At 75.0% G+C, this 15,780-nt stretch carries 19 protein-coding genes and 1 riboswitch; of the genes, 7 read left to right on the top strand and 12 right to left on the bottom strand.

Translation table 11 applies throughout. From position 1 onward, the window contains the following. Positions 1-82: 82 nt before the first annotated feature. Positions 83-631, top strand: a complete 549-nt coding sequence (gene idi / locus BRM1_RS08495; protein WP_160952815.1) for an isopentenyl-diphosphate Delta-isomerase — start codon at positions 83-85, stop codon at positions 629-631. Then, positions 628-1,374, top strand: a complete 747-nt coding sequence (locus BRM1_RS08490) for a DUF402 domain-containing protein (protein WP_268525193.1) — start codon at positions 628-630, stop codon at positions 1,372-1,374. Before idi ends, BRM1_RS08490 begins: the two co-directional genes overlap by 4 nt. Here BRM1_RS08490 and BRM1_RS08485 read toward each other — a convergent pair. The 6 genes from BRM1_RS08485 to BRM1_RS08460 are packed head-to-tail and all read right to left on the bottom strand — an operon-like array spanning position 1,371 to position 6,325. Further along, a complete protein-coding gene (locus tag BRM1_RS08485; protein WP_268525192.1) occupies positions 1,371-2,384 on the bottom strand; it encodes an asparaginase domain-containing protein in 1,014 nt (337 codons plus the stop codon). The two genes, BRM1_RS08490 and BRM1_RS08485, sit on opposite strands and share 4 nt — an antisense overlap. Positions 2,385-2,420: 36 nt before the next feature. Beyond that, complete coding sequence (locus BRM1_RS08480; protein WP_326956690.1) at positions 2,421-3,275, bottom strand: prenyltransferase; 855 nt, start codon at positions 3,273-3,275, stop codon at positions 2,421-2,423. Continuing rightward, positions 3,269-3,577, bottom strand: coding sequence for a lycopene cyclase domain-containing protein (locus tag BRM1_RS08475; RefSeq protein ID WP_160952816.1), 309 nt, complete (start codon positions 3,575-3,577; stop codon positions 3,269-3,271). Before BRM1_RS08475 ends, BRM1_RS08480 begins: the two co-directional genes overlap by 7 nt. Next, a complete protein-coding gene (locus BRM1_RS08470; RefSeq protein ID WP_268525190.1) occupies positions 3,574-3,915 on the bottom strand; it encodes a lycopene cyclase domain-containing protein in 342 nt (113 codons plus the stop codon). The genes BRM1_RS08475 and BRM1_RS08470 overlap by 4 nt, the downstream gene beginning before the upstream one ends. Continuing rightward, a complete protein-coding gene (gene crtI / locus BRM1_RS08465; protein ID WP_268525189.1) occupies positions 3,912-5,444 on the bottom strand; it encodes a phytoene desaturase family protein in 1,533 nt (510 codons plus the stop codon). The genes BRM1_RS08470 and crtI overlap by 4 nt, the downstream gene beginning before the upstream one ends. Continuing rightward, complete coding sequence (locus BRM1_RS08460) at positions 5,441-6,325, bottom strand: phytoene/squalene synthase family protein (RefSeq protein ID WP_160952819.1); 885 nt, start codon at positions 6,323-6,325, stop codon at positions 5,441-5,443. Before BRM1_RS08460 ends, crtI begins: the two co-directional genes overlap by 4 nt. A 141-nt stretch (positions 6,326-6,466) precedes the next feature. On the opposite strand from BRM1_RS08460, the gene BRM1_RS08455 reads away from it, so the two are divergent. Then, on the top strand, positions 6,467-7,069 hold the full coding sequence (locus tag BRM1_RS08455) for a hypothetical protein (RefSeq protein ID WP_268525187.1): 603 nt from the start codon (positions 6,467-6,469) through the stop codon (positions 7,067-7,069). A 229-nt stretch (positions 7,070-7,298) separates the two neighbouring features. Here the strand turns inward: BRM1_RS08455 and ribH are convergent, their stop codons facing one another. Genes ribH through ribD form a run of 4 tightly spaced genes read right to left on the bottom strand, consistent with a single transcriptional unit; the run spans position 7,299 to position 10,951 of the window. Then, positions 7,299-7,790: a 6,7-dimethyl-8-ribityllumazine synthase gene (ribH, locus tag BRM1_RS08450; protein ID WP_268525185.1), complete on the bottom strand. Its 492-nt coding sequence runs from the start codon at positions 7,788-7,790 to the stop codon at positions 7,299-7,301. Next, the gene (gene ribB / locus BRM1_RS08445; protein ID WP_160952822.1) at positions 7,790-9,160 is read right to left on the bottom strand and encodes a 3,4-dihydroxy-2-butanone-4-phosphate synthase; all 1,371 of its coding nucleotides are present in this window, start codon (positions 9,158-9,160) and stop codon (positions 7,790-7,792) included. Before ribB ends, ribH begins: the two co-directional genes overlap by 1 nt. Continuing rightward, positions 9,157-9,807: a riboflavin synthase gene (locus BRM1_RS08440; protein ID WP_268525182.1), complete on the bottom strand. Its 651-nt coding sequence runs from the start codon at positions 9,805-9,807 to the stop codon at positions 9,157-9,159. Before BRM1_RS08440 ends, ribB begins: the two co-directional genes overlap by 4 nt. Position 9,808: 1 nt before the next feature. Further along, positions 9,809-10,951, bottom strand: a complete 1,143-nt coding sequence (gene ribD, locus BRM1_RS08435; RefSeq protein WP_160952824.1) for a bifunctional diaminohydroxyphosphoribosylaminopyrimidine deaminase/5-amino-6-(5-phosphoribosylamino)uracil reductase RibD — start codon at positions 10,949-10,951, stop codon at positions 9,809-9,811. 103 nt (positions 10,952-11,054) lie between these two features. After that, a riboswitch (FMN riboswitch) is annotated at positions 11,055-11,197 on the bottom strand. A gap of 78 nt (positions 11,198-11,275) precedes the next feature. On the opposite strand from ribD, the gene BRM1_RS08430 reads away from it, so the two are divergent. Next, a complete protein-coding gene (locus BRM1_RS08430; protein WP_268525179.1) occupies positions 11,276-11,491 on the top strand; it encodes a hypothetical protein in 216 nt (71 codons plus the stop codon). Between the two features lie 70 nt (positions 11,492-11,561). On the opposite strand, the gene BRM1_RS08425 is transcribed toward BRM1_RS08430, so the two are convergent. Together BRM1_RS08425 and BRM1_RS08420 are read right to left on the bottom strand one after the other, a co-directional pair. After that, positions 11,562-12,545: an aldo/keto reductase gene (locus BRM1_RS08425; protein ID WP_160952826.1), complete on the bottom strand. Its 984-nt coding sequence runs from the start codon at positions 12,543-12,545 to the stop codon at positions 11,562-11,564. Between the two features lie 28 nt (positions 12,546-12,573). Continuing rightward, a complete protein-coding gene (locus tag BRM1_RS08420) occupies positions 12,574-13,014 on the bottom strand; it encodes a hypothetical protein (RefSeq protein ID WP_268525177.1) in 441 nt (146 codons plus the stop codon). A 101-nt stretch (positions 13,015-13,115) separates the two neighbouring features. Between BRM1_RS08420 and map the strand changes: the two genes are divergently transcribed. From map to BRM1_RS08405, 3 genes are all read left to right on the top strand, one after another. After that, positions 13,116-13,916 (top strand): type I methionyl aminopeptidase, encoded by an 801-nt coding sequence (map, locus tag BRM1_RS08415; RefSeq protein ID WP_268525175.1) that lies wholly within the window; start codon positions 13,116-13,118, stop codon positions 13,914-13,916. A gap of 67 nt (positions 13,917-13,983) precedes the next feature. After that, positions 13,984-14,442 carry a MarR family winged helix-turn-helix transcriptional regulator gene (locus tag BRM1_RS08410; RefSeq protein ID WP_268525173.1) on the top strand — a complete coding sequence of 153 codons (459 nt, stop codon included), beginning with the start codon at positions 13,984-13,986 and terminating at the stop codon, positions 14,440-14,442. A 54-nt stretch (positions 14,443-14,496) separates the two neighbouring features. Then, entirely contained in the window at positions 14,497-15,777 is a 1,281-nt protein-coding gene (locus BRM1_RS08405; RefSeq protein WP_268525171.1) for an MFS transporter, read from the top strand. The last annotated feature ends 3 nt before the right edge of the window (positions 15,778-15,780 follow it).

Below are 15,780 nucleotides of genomic sequence, written 5' to 3'. Positions count from 1 at the left end.
CCCAGCGTAGTGTCTGCCTCCAGCGCAGTGTCGCGGGTCCGCGGGCGGTGCCGCGTCCGTGCCCGGCGCTAGGCTCGGGGACATGGATGAGACGCCGGATGCCCCTGAGGATGCCACTGAGCTCGTGGTCCTGTTGGACGATGCGGGTGCCCCGGTGGGCACCGCGCCCAAGGCCACGGTGCACGGCGCGGACACGCCGCTGCACCTGGCGTTCTCCTGCTTCATTCACGACGGCGCGGGCCGCGTGCTGCTCACCCGCCGGGCGCTGGCGAAGAGGACGTGGCCGGGGGTGTGGACGAACTCCGTGTGCGGCCACCCCGGCCCCGGGGAGGACTTCGCCGCCGCGATCGTGAGGCGCTGCGCGGACGAGCTGGGCTGCCTCGTCACGGAGATCACCGAGGTGCTCCCGGACTTCCGCTACCGCGCCATCGACGCCTCGGGCACGGTGGAGAACGAGGTCTGCCCCGTCTTCACCGCCCGCCTCGACGGCGACGTGCGCGCCCGCGCCGAGGAGGTCATGGACTTCGCGTGGCTGGAGCCCGCGGCGCTCACCCGGGCACTCGAGGCCGCGCCGTTCGCGTTCAGCCCGTGGCTCGTGCTCGAGTGGGCCCAGCTGGCAGCCGGCGAGTGAGCATCCACGACCCGTTCGCCCTGCGGGTCCCCGCGGGGACCCGGCCCGTGGGCGCGGGGCCGCACTGGGCGCCCGGTGAGCGGGTGCGCTGGCACTTCCGGCGCCACGACTTCGCCGCGCACGGCACGGAGGTCGTCCAGCCCACCCGCGTCGTGCGCGATGACGAGCGCGGCGCCGTGCTGTGGCTGGCGGGCGAGACGCCCACCGCGGAGTCGCGGATCGCGGGCTTTGAGAAGGTCAACCCGCACGATGTCCCGGACGCCGATCGCTTCCTGCCGCCGGGCCGTGAGCCCGCCCGCGTCCAGCTTCCCGGCCGGTGGCACGGGCGGGGCGTGCTGCGGATCGTGCCGGCGGGGCTGCCGTTCTCCGTATGGGTCTTCCGCGCCCCGGGCGGGGAGCACGCGGCCTGGTACATCAACCTCGAACAGCTCCACGTCCGCGCGGGCGCGGACCTCTACACGGCCGATCACATCCTCGACATCGTCATCCACCCCGGCGAGGAGCCCCGCCTCAAGGACGAGGACGAGCTGGCCGGGGCGCTGGCCGGCGGCATGTACGACCCCGAGGCCGTGCGCACCATCCGCGCGCACGCAGACCTCGCGCTCGCCCAGTACGCGGCGGGCCACTGGGCCTTCGACGAGGAGTGGACGCACTGGGCGCCGCCCCCGGAGTGGGCGATGACCCCCGCCGAGCAGCGGGAGGCCGCCGCGCTCCTGCGCCCGTGGCTGGGCGCGGACGACTAGCCGAAGGCCCCCAGCACCTCGGCGGGATCGGCGCCGGCGCCGAGCGCGAGGATGAGGACGATGCGGGCCTTGCGCGCATCCAGCCGCCCGGCCGGGATGAGGCCCCTGGCGATGAGGTCGATGTCACCGCCGGGATACCCGTACGTGCGCTCGAGCACGCGGCCGCTGCCGGTGCGCGAGGCGAGCACCACGGGCATCGTGGCCGCGAGCTGCCCCAGGCGCTCGGCGGCCTCGGCGCGCACGTGCCCGCCGCCCACGCCGGCGATGACCGCGCCCGCGTAGCCGGCGTCGGGGAGCGCCGGGGCGATCGCGAAGTCCTCGCCCACCCCCGCCTCGACGAGCAGCACCCGGGGCAGGCCGGTGGTCCCGGCGGGCGCCTCGGCTGCGGGCCGCTCGGAGACTGCGAAGCGGCGGGCCGCCGGCGCGGGCAGGTGGGCGAGCACGAGCGCGTCCTCGCTCAGCCAGCCCACGGGGCCGGCGGCCGGGCCGGAGGTGAACGCCGCCGGGGAGCTCGTGTGCGCCTTGCGCACCCAGAGCGGGTCGTGGACCTCGTCGTTGAACACGACGAGGGCGGGGCTGTCGGCGAGGCGCTCGTCGAGGCCGGCGATGACGGCGGCGCGCACATTGGCGGGGCCGTCGGCGCCGGGCTGCTCGGGCCCGCGCATGGCGCCGGTGACGACGATGGGGATTCCGGAGTCGTTGAGCAGCGCGAGGGCGAACGCGGTCTCCTCGATCGTGTCTGTGCCCTGGGTGAGAACCACGGCCCGCGCGCCCTGCGCCGCTGCCCGCCGGGCCGCGCGGACGGTCTCCTCGAGGTCCTCGAGGCGGATCTCACCCGAGCTGACCTGGGCGATCTGCTCGAACGTGACCCGCGGGGCCTGCGCCAGGGTGGGCAGCGCCGCTGCGGCCGCGATCTCCTCGGCGCCCACCTGCGGGCGGACCCCGGCCGCGGCGCCGTGGCCGGTCGAGGCGATGGTGCCGCCCAGGGCGGCGATGTGGATGTGCGGCACGGGAACTCCTTGGGTTCGCAGGGACGGGCCCGGCGCTCAGCGCATGAGCGACCAGATGATGAGCAGCGTGGCGCAGAAGCCGGCGGCGTAGTTGAGCCAGATGAACGCGGACCAGCCGGGGTGCGCCCGGCCGGACTGCGCGTCCGTCAGGCGCGCGAACCGCGCTGTGTTGGCGATGTAGGGCAGTGCGAGGAGGCCGCCCAGGCAGGTCGGCCAGCCGGCGCAGGCCACGAGGGCCCCGGCCGCGGCGTAGAGCGCCACCGCCGCGAGTACGGTGGGGCGGGCGCCGAGCACCGTGGCGATCGAGGCGATGCCGGCCTGGCGGTCCGGCACGATGTCCTGGACCGCGCCGAACGCCTGGCTTGCCACGCCCCAGGCGAAGAACGCCGCGAGCACCAGCCAGCCCGCGCGGCTGGGCCAGGCGCCCAGCAGGGCGAGCGCGAACCAGGCGGGGGAGGAGAAGTGCGTGGAGCTCGTGAGGGAGTCCAGCACGGGGATCTCCTTGAAGCGCAGGCCCTTGACGCTGTAGGCCGCGACGGCGAAGAGGCTGAGCGCCAGGACGCCGGTGCTCGTCCACGAGCCCACCACCAGGAAGAACAGCACGAACGGCAGGCAGCTCAGCAGCGCGGCCCACAGGATCGCGGTGTGGTGGGCGGGTGCCAGGATGTGTCCCTCGATGCCGCCCTTGCGCGGATTGCGCATGTCCGACTCGTAGTCGAAGACGTCGTTGATCCCGTACATCGCCAGGTTGTAGGGGACGAGGAAGAACAGGCAGCCCACCCAGAACGCGGCGTCGGGCCCGCCCCCGGCCAACAGGTAGGCGGCTCCGAAGGGGAAGGCGGTGTTGATCCAGGACACCGGGCGCGAGGCGCGCAGCAGCTCGCTCAGCACCGCCGCCTCCGCTCCCGGCGGCCCAGCAGCTCCCACAGCGCGGGCAGGGCCGCGGCGGCGAGCACCGTGTAGGCGAGGTCCTCCAGGGGCATGAGGCCGATGCGCAGCCCGCTGGCATGCGCATCCGCGTAGACCATGAGGCCGACGGCGATCATGAGGTTGTCGAAGACGATGGTGAGCGCCACGAGCAGCGCCGCGGCCGCGGCCGCCGCCCGCCAGCGCAGCGCGCCCGCCCGCAGCGCGGCGGTCACCAGCGCGGCGGCCGGCAGCAGAAACGCGAGGTTGATGAGCCCGTACGTCATGTCCGCGGCCCGCCCCCGGCACCGCGGAGCCGGGCGCCCGCGCGCTTGGCCCCCGCGTAGGCGTTCATCGCCAGCCAGCACAGGAAGACGAGGAAGAAGACCTCCTCGAGCGTGAACTCCGGGGCCAGCATGATCCCGCTCAGGTAGGGGCTGGGCCCGCGGGAGAAGGCGCCCGCGGCGATGCAGACGAGGTCCCACGCGATGAACACGGCCACCCCGGCGCCGTGGACCGCGGCCGCGCGGCGGGGGCAGGCGAACCAGAAGAGGCGGAAGCGCCAGTCGAGGATCGCCATGCCGGCCAGCGAGGCCAGCAGGCAGCCCAGGTACGCGAGGCTCATCGCCGATCCCCGCGGACGTGGGCGGCGAGGTTGTCGGCGCTGATGAGGCACATGGGCAGGCCCACGCCGGGGGCTGCGAACGCGCCGGCGCGCAGCAGGTTGGCGGCCTTCGGGTGCTGGACCCCGCCGCGGAAGAAGGCGCTCTGGAACAGGGTGTTGGCCGGTCCCAGCGCGGAGCCGGACCAGGCGTGGTAGGCGCCCTCGAAGTCCCCGGGGGCCATGACGGTGCGGGTGAGGGTCCGCTCCCGCAGGTCCGCCGCGCCGATCCGCTGGCCGAGCGCGTCGACGATGCGGTCCGCGTACGCCTCCACGCCGGACTGGCCGGCGCGCAGGCTGGGGTTCGCGGGTGCGGGCACGAGGACGAAGAGGTTCTCGCAGCCGGCGGGGGCGACCTCGGGGTCGGTTCGGGAGGGGGCGCAGACGTACGCCGAGGCGGGCCACGGCAGCCGCGCCCGCGGTCCGAAGATCTGGTCGAAGTTGTCCTCCCAGTCCGCGGAGAACACCATCGTGTGATGGGCCAGCTGCGGCACCCTGCCCCGCACGCCGAGCATGATGACGAGCGCCCCGATGCCCGGGTCGCGCCGCTCCCAGGTCCGCTGCGGGACGGCCCGCAGGCGCGGGTCGATCACCTGCGTCTCCAGGTGGTGGAGGTCGCAGGCGCCCACCACGAGGTCCGCGGGGAACTCCGCGAGGCGCTCGCGGCCCCCCGCGCCGTCGGACACCCGCGCGACGACGCGCTCGATCCGGCGCGCGCCTGTGCCGCGGCCCGCGGGCAGGGCCACCGCTTCGGCGCCGGTGACGATGCGCGCGCCCGCCGCCCGCGCCACCCGCTCCACGGCGGCGATGACGGCGCGCATGCCCCCGCGCGGGTAGGCCGGGCCGTCGATGAGGTCGAGGCGGCTCATGAGCGCGAACAGGGCGGGCGCGCGCTGAGGGGAGGTGCCGAGGAACACGGCGGGGAAGCCCAGGATCTGGCGCAGCAGCGGGTGGGAGAACCGGGCGTCGACCCTGTGCTGCAGCGACTTGCCGAAGAGGCCCGGCAGCTGCGGCAGGCGGGCCAGGACGGAGCGGCGGGCGAACGCGCCGGGCCGGGCGAAGTTCGTGTAGAGGAAGTGGTCGAGCGCGAGGTCGTAGATCCCGTCGGCCTCGCGCAGATAGGCATCCAGGCGCTGCCCCGCCCCGGCCTCGAGGCCCTCGAAGACCTCGCGCACCGTGGCCGGTGAGATGTCGAGGGGGCCGGAGGAGCCCGTGCCCGCGGCGCCGAAGACGCGGTAGCCGGGCTCGATGTCCTCGAGCCCGTACTCGGCGGCGGCCGAGGTGCCGAAGCGGGCGAAGAAGCGGTCGAAGACCTCCGGCATGAGGTACCAGCTGGGGCCCGTGTCGAAGCCGAAGCCGGCCGCGCGGGCGAAACCGGCGCGCCCGCCCACCGCGGCGCGCCGTTCGAGGACGGTGACGTCGTGGCCGTCGGCGGCGAGCAGGGCCGCGGAGGCCAGGCCCGCGATGCCGCCGCCGATCACGATGACCCTCATGCGCGCTCCGCGCCGCGCTCGCCCCGGCTGCCGCGCAGGGCGCGCGCGGCGACGGCGACCTTGCGGGGATTCGACACCCGCACGCGCGTGCGGGCCAGACGGTCCGCCGGCGTGCGCTCGAGCTCGTCGGTGAGCTCGGCGAACAGGGCGTGGGCGCAGCGCACGGCGGGCCGCACGCGCGCGGGCAGCAGCGGGAAGGCCAGGGCGGCGCGGGCCAGGAGCATGCGGATCTGCGCGATCTCCGCTCCCTTCGCGGCCTCGTCGAAGGCGCGGGCGCTTCGCGGCAGATAGCTGCGGCCCAGCTCGCCGCCGTCGTGGCCCAGGTCGCGCAGGAAGTTGATCCGCTGGAAGGCCGCGCCCAGCGCGCACGCGCCCGCGTCCAGCTGTGCGCTCTCCTGTGGGGAGGGCGCGAGGTCCGCGGTGAAGATCCGCACGCACATGAGGCCCACCACCTCGGCGGAGCCGTGGATGTAGGCGGCCAGGCTGGCCTCATCGTGGGCGGCGGGGGCGGCGTCCTGGCGCATCGACTCGAAGAACGGGTGCCACTCCTGCGCGCCGATGCCGGCGCCGCGGGCCGTGAGCGCGAACGCGTGGACGACCATGTCCGTCGAGTGGCCGGTGCGCACTGCCTCGGCGATGCGCGCCTCGTAGGCGTCCAGGGCGGCGCGCTTGTCCTCCGCCGAGACCCCGGGCCAGGCCCCGTCCACCACCTCGTCGGCGATCCGGACCATGGCGTAGAGGGCGGCGATCTGGGCCGCGGTGCGCGGGGGCAGCAGGCGCACGGCCAGGGAGAACGAGGTGGAATAGCGGCCGATGACCTGGCGCGACGCGGCGAAGCAGACGCGGGCGTAGTCCGCCTCGGCCCGCTGCGCTGTCGTCATGTTCCCATCATGGCACGCCGCTCACCGCCGCCCGGGCGGCCGGGGCCCTAGCCTGGACTGCGACGGCAGACGGAGCCGGCGGACGGAGACGGACGGGAGAGCGGGACGATGGGGGCGACGCGGGCGCGGCGCTGGAGCCGCATGCGCATCACCGGGATGTGGCTGCTGGCGGGCGGGCTCGTCCTCGCCGTGGCACTGGGCGGCCTGGGGCTGATGCTCGCCCTGCGCGGCGGTTCGATCGTGCGCGGCACGCTGGCCTCCGGCAGCGCATTCACCGGGCAGACGGCCGTCGAGGTCAGGGCCGGGGACCGGCTGAGCCTCTACACCGAGGTCCCGCCCGCCCCGTCGGGATCCACCGGCGGGGCGCCCACCGCCCCCGGCAGCACCCGCGGAACGTACGACCCCGCGGCGGCCGGCCGGGCGGCCGAGGCGGCGCGGGCGTGCACGCTCACGCACTCGGAAGGGGCGGGCTTCGAGCGCGGGGAGACCGGCACCTACACCACCACGCGCCACGGCCAGAGCTTCGAGGCGCGCGGTTCGTACCGTGCGACGGCGAATGGCACGGTCACCGCCGCGTGCACGGACGGCAAGCAGCATCTGCTCGCCGAGCCGCTCGAGGTGAAGGGCGTCATGGGCCTCGTCGGCGGACTGGGCACGGGGGTCTTCGGCATCGGCCTGGGTGCGCTCATCGCGATCGTGGGCATCGTGCTCGTCTGCGCGGGCGGCAACCGCCGGCGCGGCTGAACTGCGCGGCGGCCGAACTGCGCGGCCGAACTGCGCGGCGGGGCCGCGTGCGCCCCGGTCGCGCGGCCCCGCACAGCGTTCGCACACCCGATTGGCACCGTCGTGCCACCGCGCCCACAGCCGCGGCAAAGCTGGGCTCCGTAGGGTCATACCCAGTGAGGCCGGTTCACCCGGTGACGAGCTGCGGGGCTCGTATCTTTGGGGAGTGGTACCGAATGGTGAACCGGCCTCACCCTCTGCCCTCAGGGCCCGCGAGCCCCAGGAGCGCCGCGGCCGTCGACACCGCCGCCGTCGCCGCCTCGTACCCCTTGTCCTCAGTGGAGCCGGGCAGGCCCGCGCGGGCCAGTGCCTGCTCGTCGTCATCACAGGTCAGCACGCCGAATCCGACCGGAGTCCGCGTATCGAGGGCCACCCGGCCCAGCCCGTCGGCGGCCGCCCGGCACACGTAGTCGAAGTGGGGCGTGCCGCCCCGCACCACCACGCCCAGCGCCACGACCGCGTCGTGGTGCGCCGCGAGGGCCTGCGCGGCCACGGGCAGCTCGAAGCTGCCGGGCACGCGCACGAGCGTGGGCTCGATGCCCGCCTCCGCGCAGGCGCGCAGCGCCCCGGCGACGAGGCCGTCCATGACCTCCGTGTGCCAGCGGGCGGCGACGATGCCCACGCTCACGCGGGAGTGGGCGGCCGGGTCGAGGCCGACGTCGGGGGCTCCGTGCCGTGCCATCAGGACACCTTTCGCTCTGCGCCGGACTGCTGCCCTGCGCTCGTGGGGGTCTGCGCCTGCGGGCCGTCCGCCGGCAGGTCGTGGTGCATCCGCGTGCGCTTAGCGTCGAGGTAGACGGCGTTCTCCGTCCGCGCCGGCACGGCGATCGGCACGCGCGCGAGCACCTCGATCCCGTGTGCGTCCAGCGCCCGGGCCTTCGCCGGGTTGTTCGTCAGGAGCCGGACGCGCGCGATCCCGAGCAGGCGGAGGATGCCCGCGGCCGCCGCGTAGTCGCGGGCATCGGCGGGCAGCCCCAGGGCGGTGTTCGCGTCGACGGTGTCGAGGCCCTCCTCCTGCAGGCGGTAGGCGCGCAGCTTGTTGGCCAGGCCGATCCCGCGCCCCTCGTGCCCGCGCAGGTAGACGAGGCAGCCGCCCTCGCGTCCCAGGCGGGCGAGTGCGGCATCGAGCTGCTCACCGCAGTCGCACCGCCGCGAGCCGAGCACGTCGCCGGTCAGGCACTCCGAGTGCACCCGCACGAGGGGCGCGGTCCCCGAGGCGCCCTGTGCTCCAGCGGCGCCCGAGGCGCCCGGTGCCTCGAGCACCAGGTGCTCGGTGCCGGTCGCGGGTTCCGAGCAGGCCCGCGCGCGGAACTCGCCGTGCGCGGTGGGCAGGCGCACGGCCTCGCCCACGCGCACCTCGGGCACGCGCACCTCGGGCACGGGAGCGTCGACCAGGGCCGCCGCGCGACCCGCCTCCGCAGCCTGGCGCACCTGGGCGCCGCCGGTGTCGAGCCACGCGGCGAGGTCGGCGATGGAGACCGTGAGCAGCCCGTGGGCGGCCCCGAAGGCCAGGAGCGCGGGCAGGCGCATCATCGACCCGTCGTCGTGGACGAGCTCGGCGATGACGGCCACGGGCGCGCAGCCGGCCAGGCGGGCGAGCTCGACGCCGGCCTCGGTGTGCCCGGCGCGCTCGCGCACCCCACCGGGGCGGGCGATGAGCGGGAACACGTGGCCGGGGCGCGAGAGCGCACCGGGCCCGGCTGCGGGATCGGCGAGCACGGCGGCCGTGCGGGCGCGGTCGGCGGCGCTGATGCCCGTCGTGGTGCCGACGGCGGCATCGCAGCTGACCGTGTAGGCGGTGCCCTTGGGGTCCTCGTTGCGCTGGACCATGGCCGGCAGGCGCAGCTGGGCGGCGCGCTCGGGCGTCATGGGGGCGCACACCACACCGGAGGTGTGGCGGACCATGAACCCCATCCACGCGGCATCGGCGTGCTCGGCGGGCATGATGAGATCGCCCTCGTTCTCCCGGTCCTCATCGTCGACGACGATGACGGGTCTGCCGGCTGCGAGCTGGGCGATGGCCGCGTCGATGGCGGCGAGGCTGCGGGTCATGCTGGGGCTCCGATCTTCTGGGCGGGTGTGGGAGCGGGGGCGAACGCGGCGAGCCGCGCGGCGTACTTGGCGAACACGTCGGCCTCGAGGTTGACCCTCCGGCCGGGGGCGGCGAGGCCCAGGACGGTGCGCTCCAGGGTGGCGGGGATGAGGCCCACTTCGAACCAGGCGCGCTCGGCCCCCGGCTCGCTGACCGCGGTGATCGTCAGGCTCGTGCCGTCCACGGCGATCGAGCCCTTCTCCGCGATGAGCGGCGCCAGCTCGGCCGGCGTGGCGATGCGCACGCGCGTCCAGCCGCCCAGGTCCTCAACGGCCGCGATCGTGCCCGTGGCGTCGACGTGGCCCTGGACGACGTGGCCGTCGAATCGGCAGCCGGCGGGCATGCACCGCTCCAGGTTGACGGGGTCGCCGGGGGACAGGGCGCCGAGCGACGTGCGCGCGAGCGTCTCGCCCATGACGTCGGCTGCGAATCCGTCGCCGGTATCCGGCACGGCGGTGAGGCAGACCCCGTTGACGGCCAGCGAGCCGCCGGCGGGCAGCCCGTCAAGCACCGCGCCCGCCGCGATCCGCAGGCGGGCGGCATCCGCGCCGGGGATGGGCTCGATGGCGCTCACCCGGCCCAGCTCCTCGATGATTCCGGTGAACATGTCAGTCCTCTCCGTGGTGGGGTGCTGTGCTGTGGTTGTGCCGTGGAGGGTCCGGCGGGCTCGGCTGCAGCCGTACGAGCGTGTCCGCACCCAGTCGCTCGGGGGCGCCGAGGCGCTCGCCGGTGGGGTCGGGGGTCCACCGCTGGGCCCCGCTCAGGGTGGCGATGCCGAGGTCCGCGAGGGCAGGTGTGCCCGCGCCCAGCAGGACCGGGGCGGTGAAGACGGCCAGCTCGTCGACGAGGCCCGCGCGCAGGAATGCGCTGATGAGCCGCGGCCCGCCCTCGACGAGGAGGTGGCCGATTCCGCGGGAATCCAGGTCTGCGAGCACGGCGGCCAGGTCGCGGCTCGGATAGCGCAGGAGCCGTGCGCTGTCGGCCAGGTGGGAGTCGGGGGCCGGGGCGCGGTGGCCGATGAGCACGGGCACCGGCTGGTGCGCGGCGGGCGCGCCGTCCGGGGTGCGCGCGCTCAGCCGCGGGTTGTCGGCCAGGGCGGTTCCGGTGCCCACCGCGATCGCATCTGCCCGCGCCCGGATGGCGTGGCCGGCGGCGCGGGATTCGGGGCCCGTGATCCACCGGCTCGTACCGTCCGCCGCCGCGACGCGGCCATCGAGGGACTGGGCGATCTTCGCGGTGACGAAGGGGCGGCCGGCCGCGCGGGCGGCGAACCAGCGTGCGTTGAGCGCGCGGGCCTCCTGGGCCCGCAGGCCGGTGCGCACCTCGGCGCCGGCCGCGCGCAGCCGCTGAGCGCCCCCGCCGGCCAGCGCGGTGGGATCCGGAGCGGCGCAGACGACGCGGCGGATGCCGGCGTCCAGGATCGCCTGCGCACAGGGGCCGGTGCGGCCGGTGTGGGCGCAGGGCTCGAGGGTGACGAGGAGGGTGGCCGCGGAGAGGTCGAAGCCGCGGGCGCGGGCCGCTGCGAGCGCGACGACCTCCGCGTGGGCGGTGCCGGCCCCCGCGTGGCGGCCCACGGCCACCCGGCCGTCGGGGGCGAGGACGGCGGCTCCCACCAGCGGGTTCGCACCGCGCACCCCGCGGGCGGCGGCCCCGAGCGCACGGTCCATGGCGGCGCGCTCGGCTCGGCTGAAGTGCGCGGCGGCCGCGGCAAGCGGTGCCGCACAGCACGAAGCCGCCCGGTCGAGCGCCATTTCCCACCTCCCGATCCTGCCGGGAGATGGAAGTGCGCCGCCGTGCGGCTGCTGGGCGCCGGGACGGGCCCGCCCACCCGCGTGTGGGTGCGGACGCCGACGGCGCCTGTTCCTCCCATCCAGACTTTCACTGTCGGCCTCGGAATCTCACCGAGTCAGCCGGCCGGCTCAGCAGGGTTCTGCTGCGCTGACCGGGTCGCGGGCTATCACCGCCGGTACGGAATCTCACCGTCCCCGGAACACTGAGGCGCACGTTACACCGGCCACATCGACAGGCACAAGGGCAAACGTCGTCTCACAGCGGTGTTCGGTACCCTGCCGATCATGTTCGAGGTGACGGCGCTCGAGGTCGCTGTGCTCTGTGTCTGGCTCGCCGGGATCGGCTGTGCGCTGGCTGTGCTCCGGCGCGTGCGCCGCAGCGCGGTGCCTGGTTCCAGCCGCGGCGCGCTCACCCTCGCGGCGGCGGTGTTCATCCTGGTCTTCGGCTCGGCGCTTGCCGCCATGGCCCTTGTCCGCGAGGTGCGCGCCGGCCGACGCTGAGCCGCTCAGGCACTCAGCCCCTGAGGCACGCAGCACCTCGGATTGCGCGGCATCTCAGGTGCGCGGCATCTCATTCGCGCAGGTACGGCGCGGAGGCGCGGTCGAGCCGCGCCACCTGCTCCGCATCCAGCGCGAGGTCCACGGCGGCGAAGAGCGGATCGAGCTGCTCGACGGTGCGAGCGGAGGCGATGGGCGCCGTCGCCCCCTTGGCCAGCAGCCATGCGATAGCGACCGAGGCGGGCGGTGCGCCCACCTCGGCGGCGACCGCCAGGAGTTCGTCGACGACGGCGAAGCCGGCGGGCGTGGCATAGCCGCCCACCGCGGCGGATCGCGCCCCGGAGCCCACGTCGGCGGCGGAGCGGTACTTCCCGGTGAGGAAGCCCGCGGCCAGCGCGAAGTAGGGGAAGACCGCGAGGTCGTACTCACGAGCCAGCGCGCCGTAGCCGTCTTCGGGATGGCCCGGCGTGCCCTCCACGGCGGCGCGGTGGACGAGGCTGTGCTGCGGCTGGATCGCCACGGGCGCCGCGAGCCCATTGGCGCGCGCGGCCTCGAGCCACGCGCGCTGGCGCTCGGGGCTCAGGTTCGACATGCCGATCGCGCGGGCCTTGCCCGAGCGGACCACGGCGTCGAACCCCGCGGCCAGGTCCTCCGCGCTCGTCTCTTCGTCGTCCCGATGGGCATAGTAGAGGTCGACGCGGTCGGTGCGCAGCCGGCGCAGGGAGTCGTCGAGCGCCGCCGCGACGTTGGCCGGGCTCAGGCCGGGGCGCTGGTCCCACGAGCCCACCTTCGTGGCGATGACGGTCTCGTCGCGGCGGCCCGTGCGCTCGAACCACTGGCCGATGATGTCCTCGGATTCGCCGCCCGTGTGCCCCTCGCCCCAGGCGGAGTAGACATCGGCGGTGTCGACGAAGTCGCCCCCGCGGTCTGCGAACGCATCGAGGACCGCGAAGGACTCCTCGCGGTCGGCCGTCCAGCCGAAGACGTTGCCGCCCAGGTTGAGGCGGAAGACTTCGATGTCCGTGCGCGGGATGCGCGCCGTGTGCTCAGTCGTCATGTCCTGTCCGACACCGCACGCCGCGCGCTTATTCCCCCTGGCGGGCGGACCGTGCCGGGCCAGCGGACCGTGCCGGGCCAGCGGGCCGCGCCGTGTGAGCGCGCAGCCCCCGGTTGAGCTCGGCGACGAAGCCCAGGGCCACGAGGGTGATGGCGGTCAGCGCCGCAGTGACCGTAGTGGGCGCGCTGGACGCCAGCTCCTCCCACGTGGCGGGCCCCGCCGTCACCAGCGCCGTGAGCCGCGGTGCCGCAAGGGCGGCGAGCACTGCGAGCGTGCAGGCGCCGTCCGCGCACAGCGCGGTGGGGGTGGGCGGAGCCGAGGCCCCGCGCGCGACGGCCACGATGACGAGTGCGCCCACGGCCCCCGCGAGGGCGAACACGGCGGGCGCACCGGGACCCAGACCCGCCTGCGCGCTGCAGGCCGCAATGAGCGCGGTGGCGATGGACAGGGCGGCGGCGATCCGGAACATGCTGCCAGTCTTGCGCCCGCGGGGCCCGCGCACACGGTGGTCAGCCCGCCGGGCGGGTCGGGAAAACCCGAACCGGCGGCCCCGGGTGCGAGGATGGAGCCATGATCGAGCTGAAGACCCCCGCCGAGATCGAGAAGATGGCCGTGACCGGCCGCTTCGTCGCCCACACCCTGCGCACCCTCGCCGAGCGCGCCGAGCCGGGGGTCGACGTCATGGACCTGGAGCACGAGGCGCGGCGGATGGTGAAGGCGCGCGGGGCCGAGTCCTGCTACTGGGACTATGCGCCGGCGTTCGGCAGCGGGCCGTTCCGCAATGTCATCTGCCTGTCCGTCAACGATGCGGCGCTGCACGGCAAGCCCCGTCCCCACGTGCTGGCCCCCGGCGACCTGCTCAGCCTGGACTTCGCCGTGTCGATCGACGGCTGGGTCGCCGATGCCGCGGTCTCCGTCGTCGTCGGGGCGGACGCCGGCAGCCCGGCGGGCGCAGGTGTGCCGGATGCGGATGCGAGCGCCGCCCTCATCGCCTCGACGCGGGACGCGCTGGACGCCGGGATCGCCGCCGCCGTTCCGGGCGGCCGGCTGGGAGACGTCTCCGCGGCCATCGGGGCGGTGGGCAGGTCCCGCGGCTACCGGATCAACACGGACTTCGGCGGCCACGGCCTGGGCCGCACGATGCACGGCGAGCCCCACGTGCCCAACCAGGGCCGCGCGGGCAAGGGGCTCCGCCTCGAGCCGGGCCTCACCATCGCGATCGAGCCCTGGTGGGGGATGGGGACGGAGGCGCTCACGGTCGACGGCGACGGCTGGACCCTGCTCATGGCCGATGGGAAGAAGGCCGCGCACACGGAGCACACGATCGCGGTGACCGAGGACGGCCCGCGCATCCTCACCCTGCCGGAGTAGGCGCCACCCCCTCCGGGATGGGGCGGCGCTTGCACATAAACATAACCCAGGTATATAACTGGTTGATATGAATCTCGACGACCTGGGCTCCGACCTCGTGACCGTGGGCGGGCGCCTCATCCGGCGCCTGAGCCGGGAGACCCGGACCGGCGAGTCCGCGAGCGTCTGGCGCGCCCTATCCGTCATCGAGCAGTACGGCTCGGTGACGATCGGCGGCCTCGCGCAGGCCTACGGCAGCTCGCAGCCCGCCGCCACGAAGCTCGCCTCCAAGCTGGAGGCCGAGGGGCTCGTCGAGCGCCGCCACGACGCGGACGACGCGCGCATCAGCCGCCTCTCGCTCACCGCGGCCGGGGGCGAGCGGCTCGCCGTGGAGCGGGCGATCGCCGCGGACTACCTCAAGCCCATGATGGCCGGCCTGAGCGCCGACGATCAGCGCGCCATCGCGCGCACCGTGGAGATCCTCAGCGCGTTCATCGACGGCCAGCCCGGGATGCCGGACCTGCCCGCCGCGCTCACTCCCGCCTGAGCCCGCGTGCCCCACGGCACGCAGCCCCTGCCCGCATCCCCCACGAAGAAGGTGTTGACCACGTCCTCCCCGTCCTCCTCCCCGTCACTCCTGCACCAGCCGCGCGCCGTCTGGGCCGTCGCATTCGCCTGCGTCATCGCGTTCATGGGCATCGGCCTCGTCGACCCGATCCTGCCGGCGATCAGCGCCTCGCTGCACGCGAGCCCGGCCCAGTCGATGCTGCTGTTCACCAGCTACCTCTTCATCACCGCGATCACGATGTTCTTCTCGTCCTTCGTCTCCTCGCGGATCGGGTCGAAGGCCACGCTGCTCATCGGCCTGGCGCTCATCGTCGTATTCGCCGCGCTTGCCGGCGCCTCCGGCTCCGTGGGCCAGGTGATCGGCTACCGGGCCGGCTGGGGTCTGGGCAACGCGCTCTTCATCTCCACCGCCCTCTCGACGATCGTGGGCGCCGCCTCCGGCGGCTCGGAGCGCGCGATCATCCTCTACGAGGCGGCGCTGGGCGTGGGCATCGCGACCGGCCCGCTGCTGGGCGGCCTGCTGGGCGGCATCAGCTGGCGCGGCCCGTTCTTCGGCACCGCCGCGCTCATGGCGATCGGCTTCGCCGCGATCGTGGTGCTGCTGCGCGGCGAGGCGGGTGCGCGCCCGGAGCGGGTGCGCCTGTCTGCCACGCTGCGCGCGCTCGGCCACCCCGGCATCCTCGCCCTGTCGATTGCCGCGCTGCTGTACAACTTCGGCTTCTTCACCCTGCTGGCCTACACCCCCTTCCCGCTCGAGGCGGCCGCCAAGGAGGCGGGCATCGAGGGCTTCGGCGCGCACCAGCTGGGCCTCATCTTCTTCGGCTGGGGCATGTGCCTGGCGCTCACCTCGGTGCTCGGCTCGCCGTGGCTGACCCGCCGCTTCGGACACCTCAAGGTGCTCGCCGGAGCGCTCACGGCCACCGCGGCGATCCTCGCTGCGATGATCTTCGCGGTGCACTCGATGCCCGCGCTCATCGTGTGCGTCGTGCTCGCCGGCCTGCCGCTGGGCATCGTCAACACCGCGATGACGGAAACGGTCATGGAGGCCTCCGAGCTGCCGCGGCCGGTCGCCTCGGCGACGTACTCCGGGGTGCGCTTCTTCGGCGGCGCGCTCTCGCCGCTCGTGGCCGGCCAGGTGGCGCTCGCCGGCGCGGGGATGCCCTACCTGCTGGGCGCTGCCACGGTGCTCATCGCGGCGGTCGTGCTCGTGTGCTGCCGGCGCTTCGTGGCCCGCGTGGACGCCCGCGCGGAGCGGGAGGCGGCGGCCGAGGCGGAGCTGACCGAGGCGTACGCCGTGACCGGCGGAGACGCCTGAGCG

The organism is Brevibacterium sp. BRM-1 (assembly GCF_026802075.1).
Lineage (GTDB): Bacteria > Actinomycetota > Actinomycetes > Actinomycetales > Brevibacteriaceae > Brevibacterium > Brevibacterium rongguiense.
This window is presented reverse-complemented; position numbering and strand designations above follow the sequence as displayed.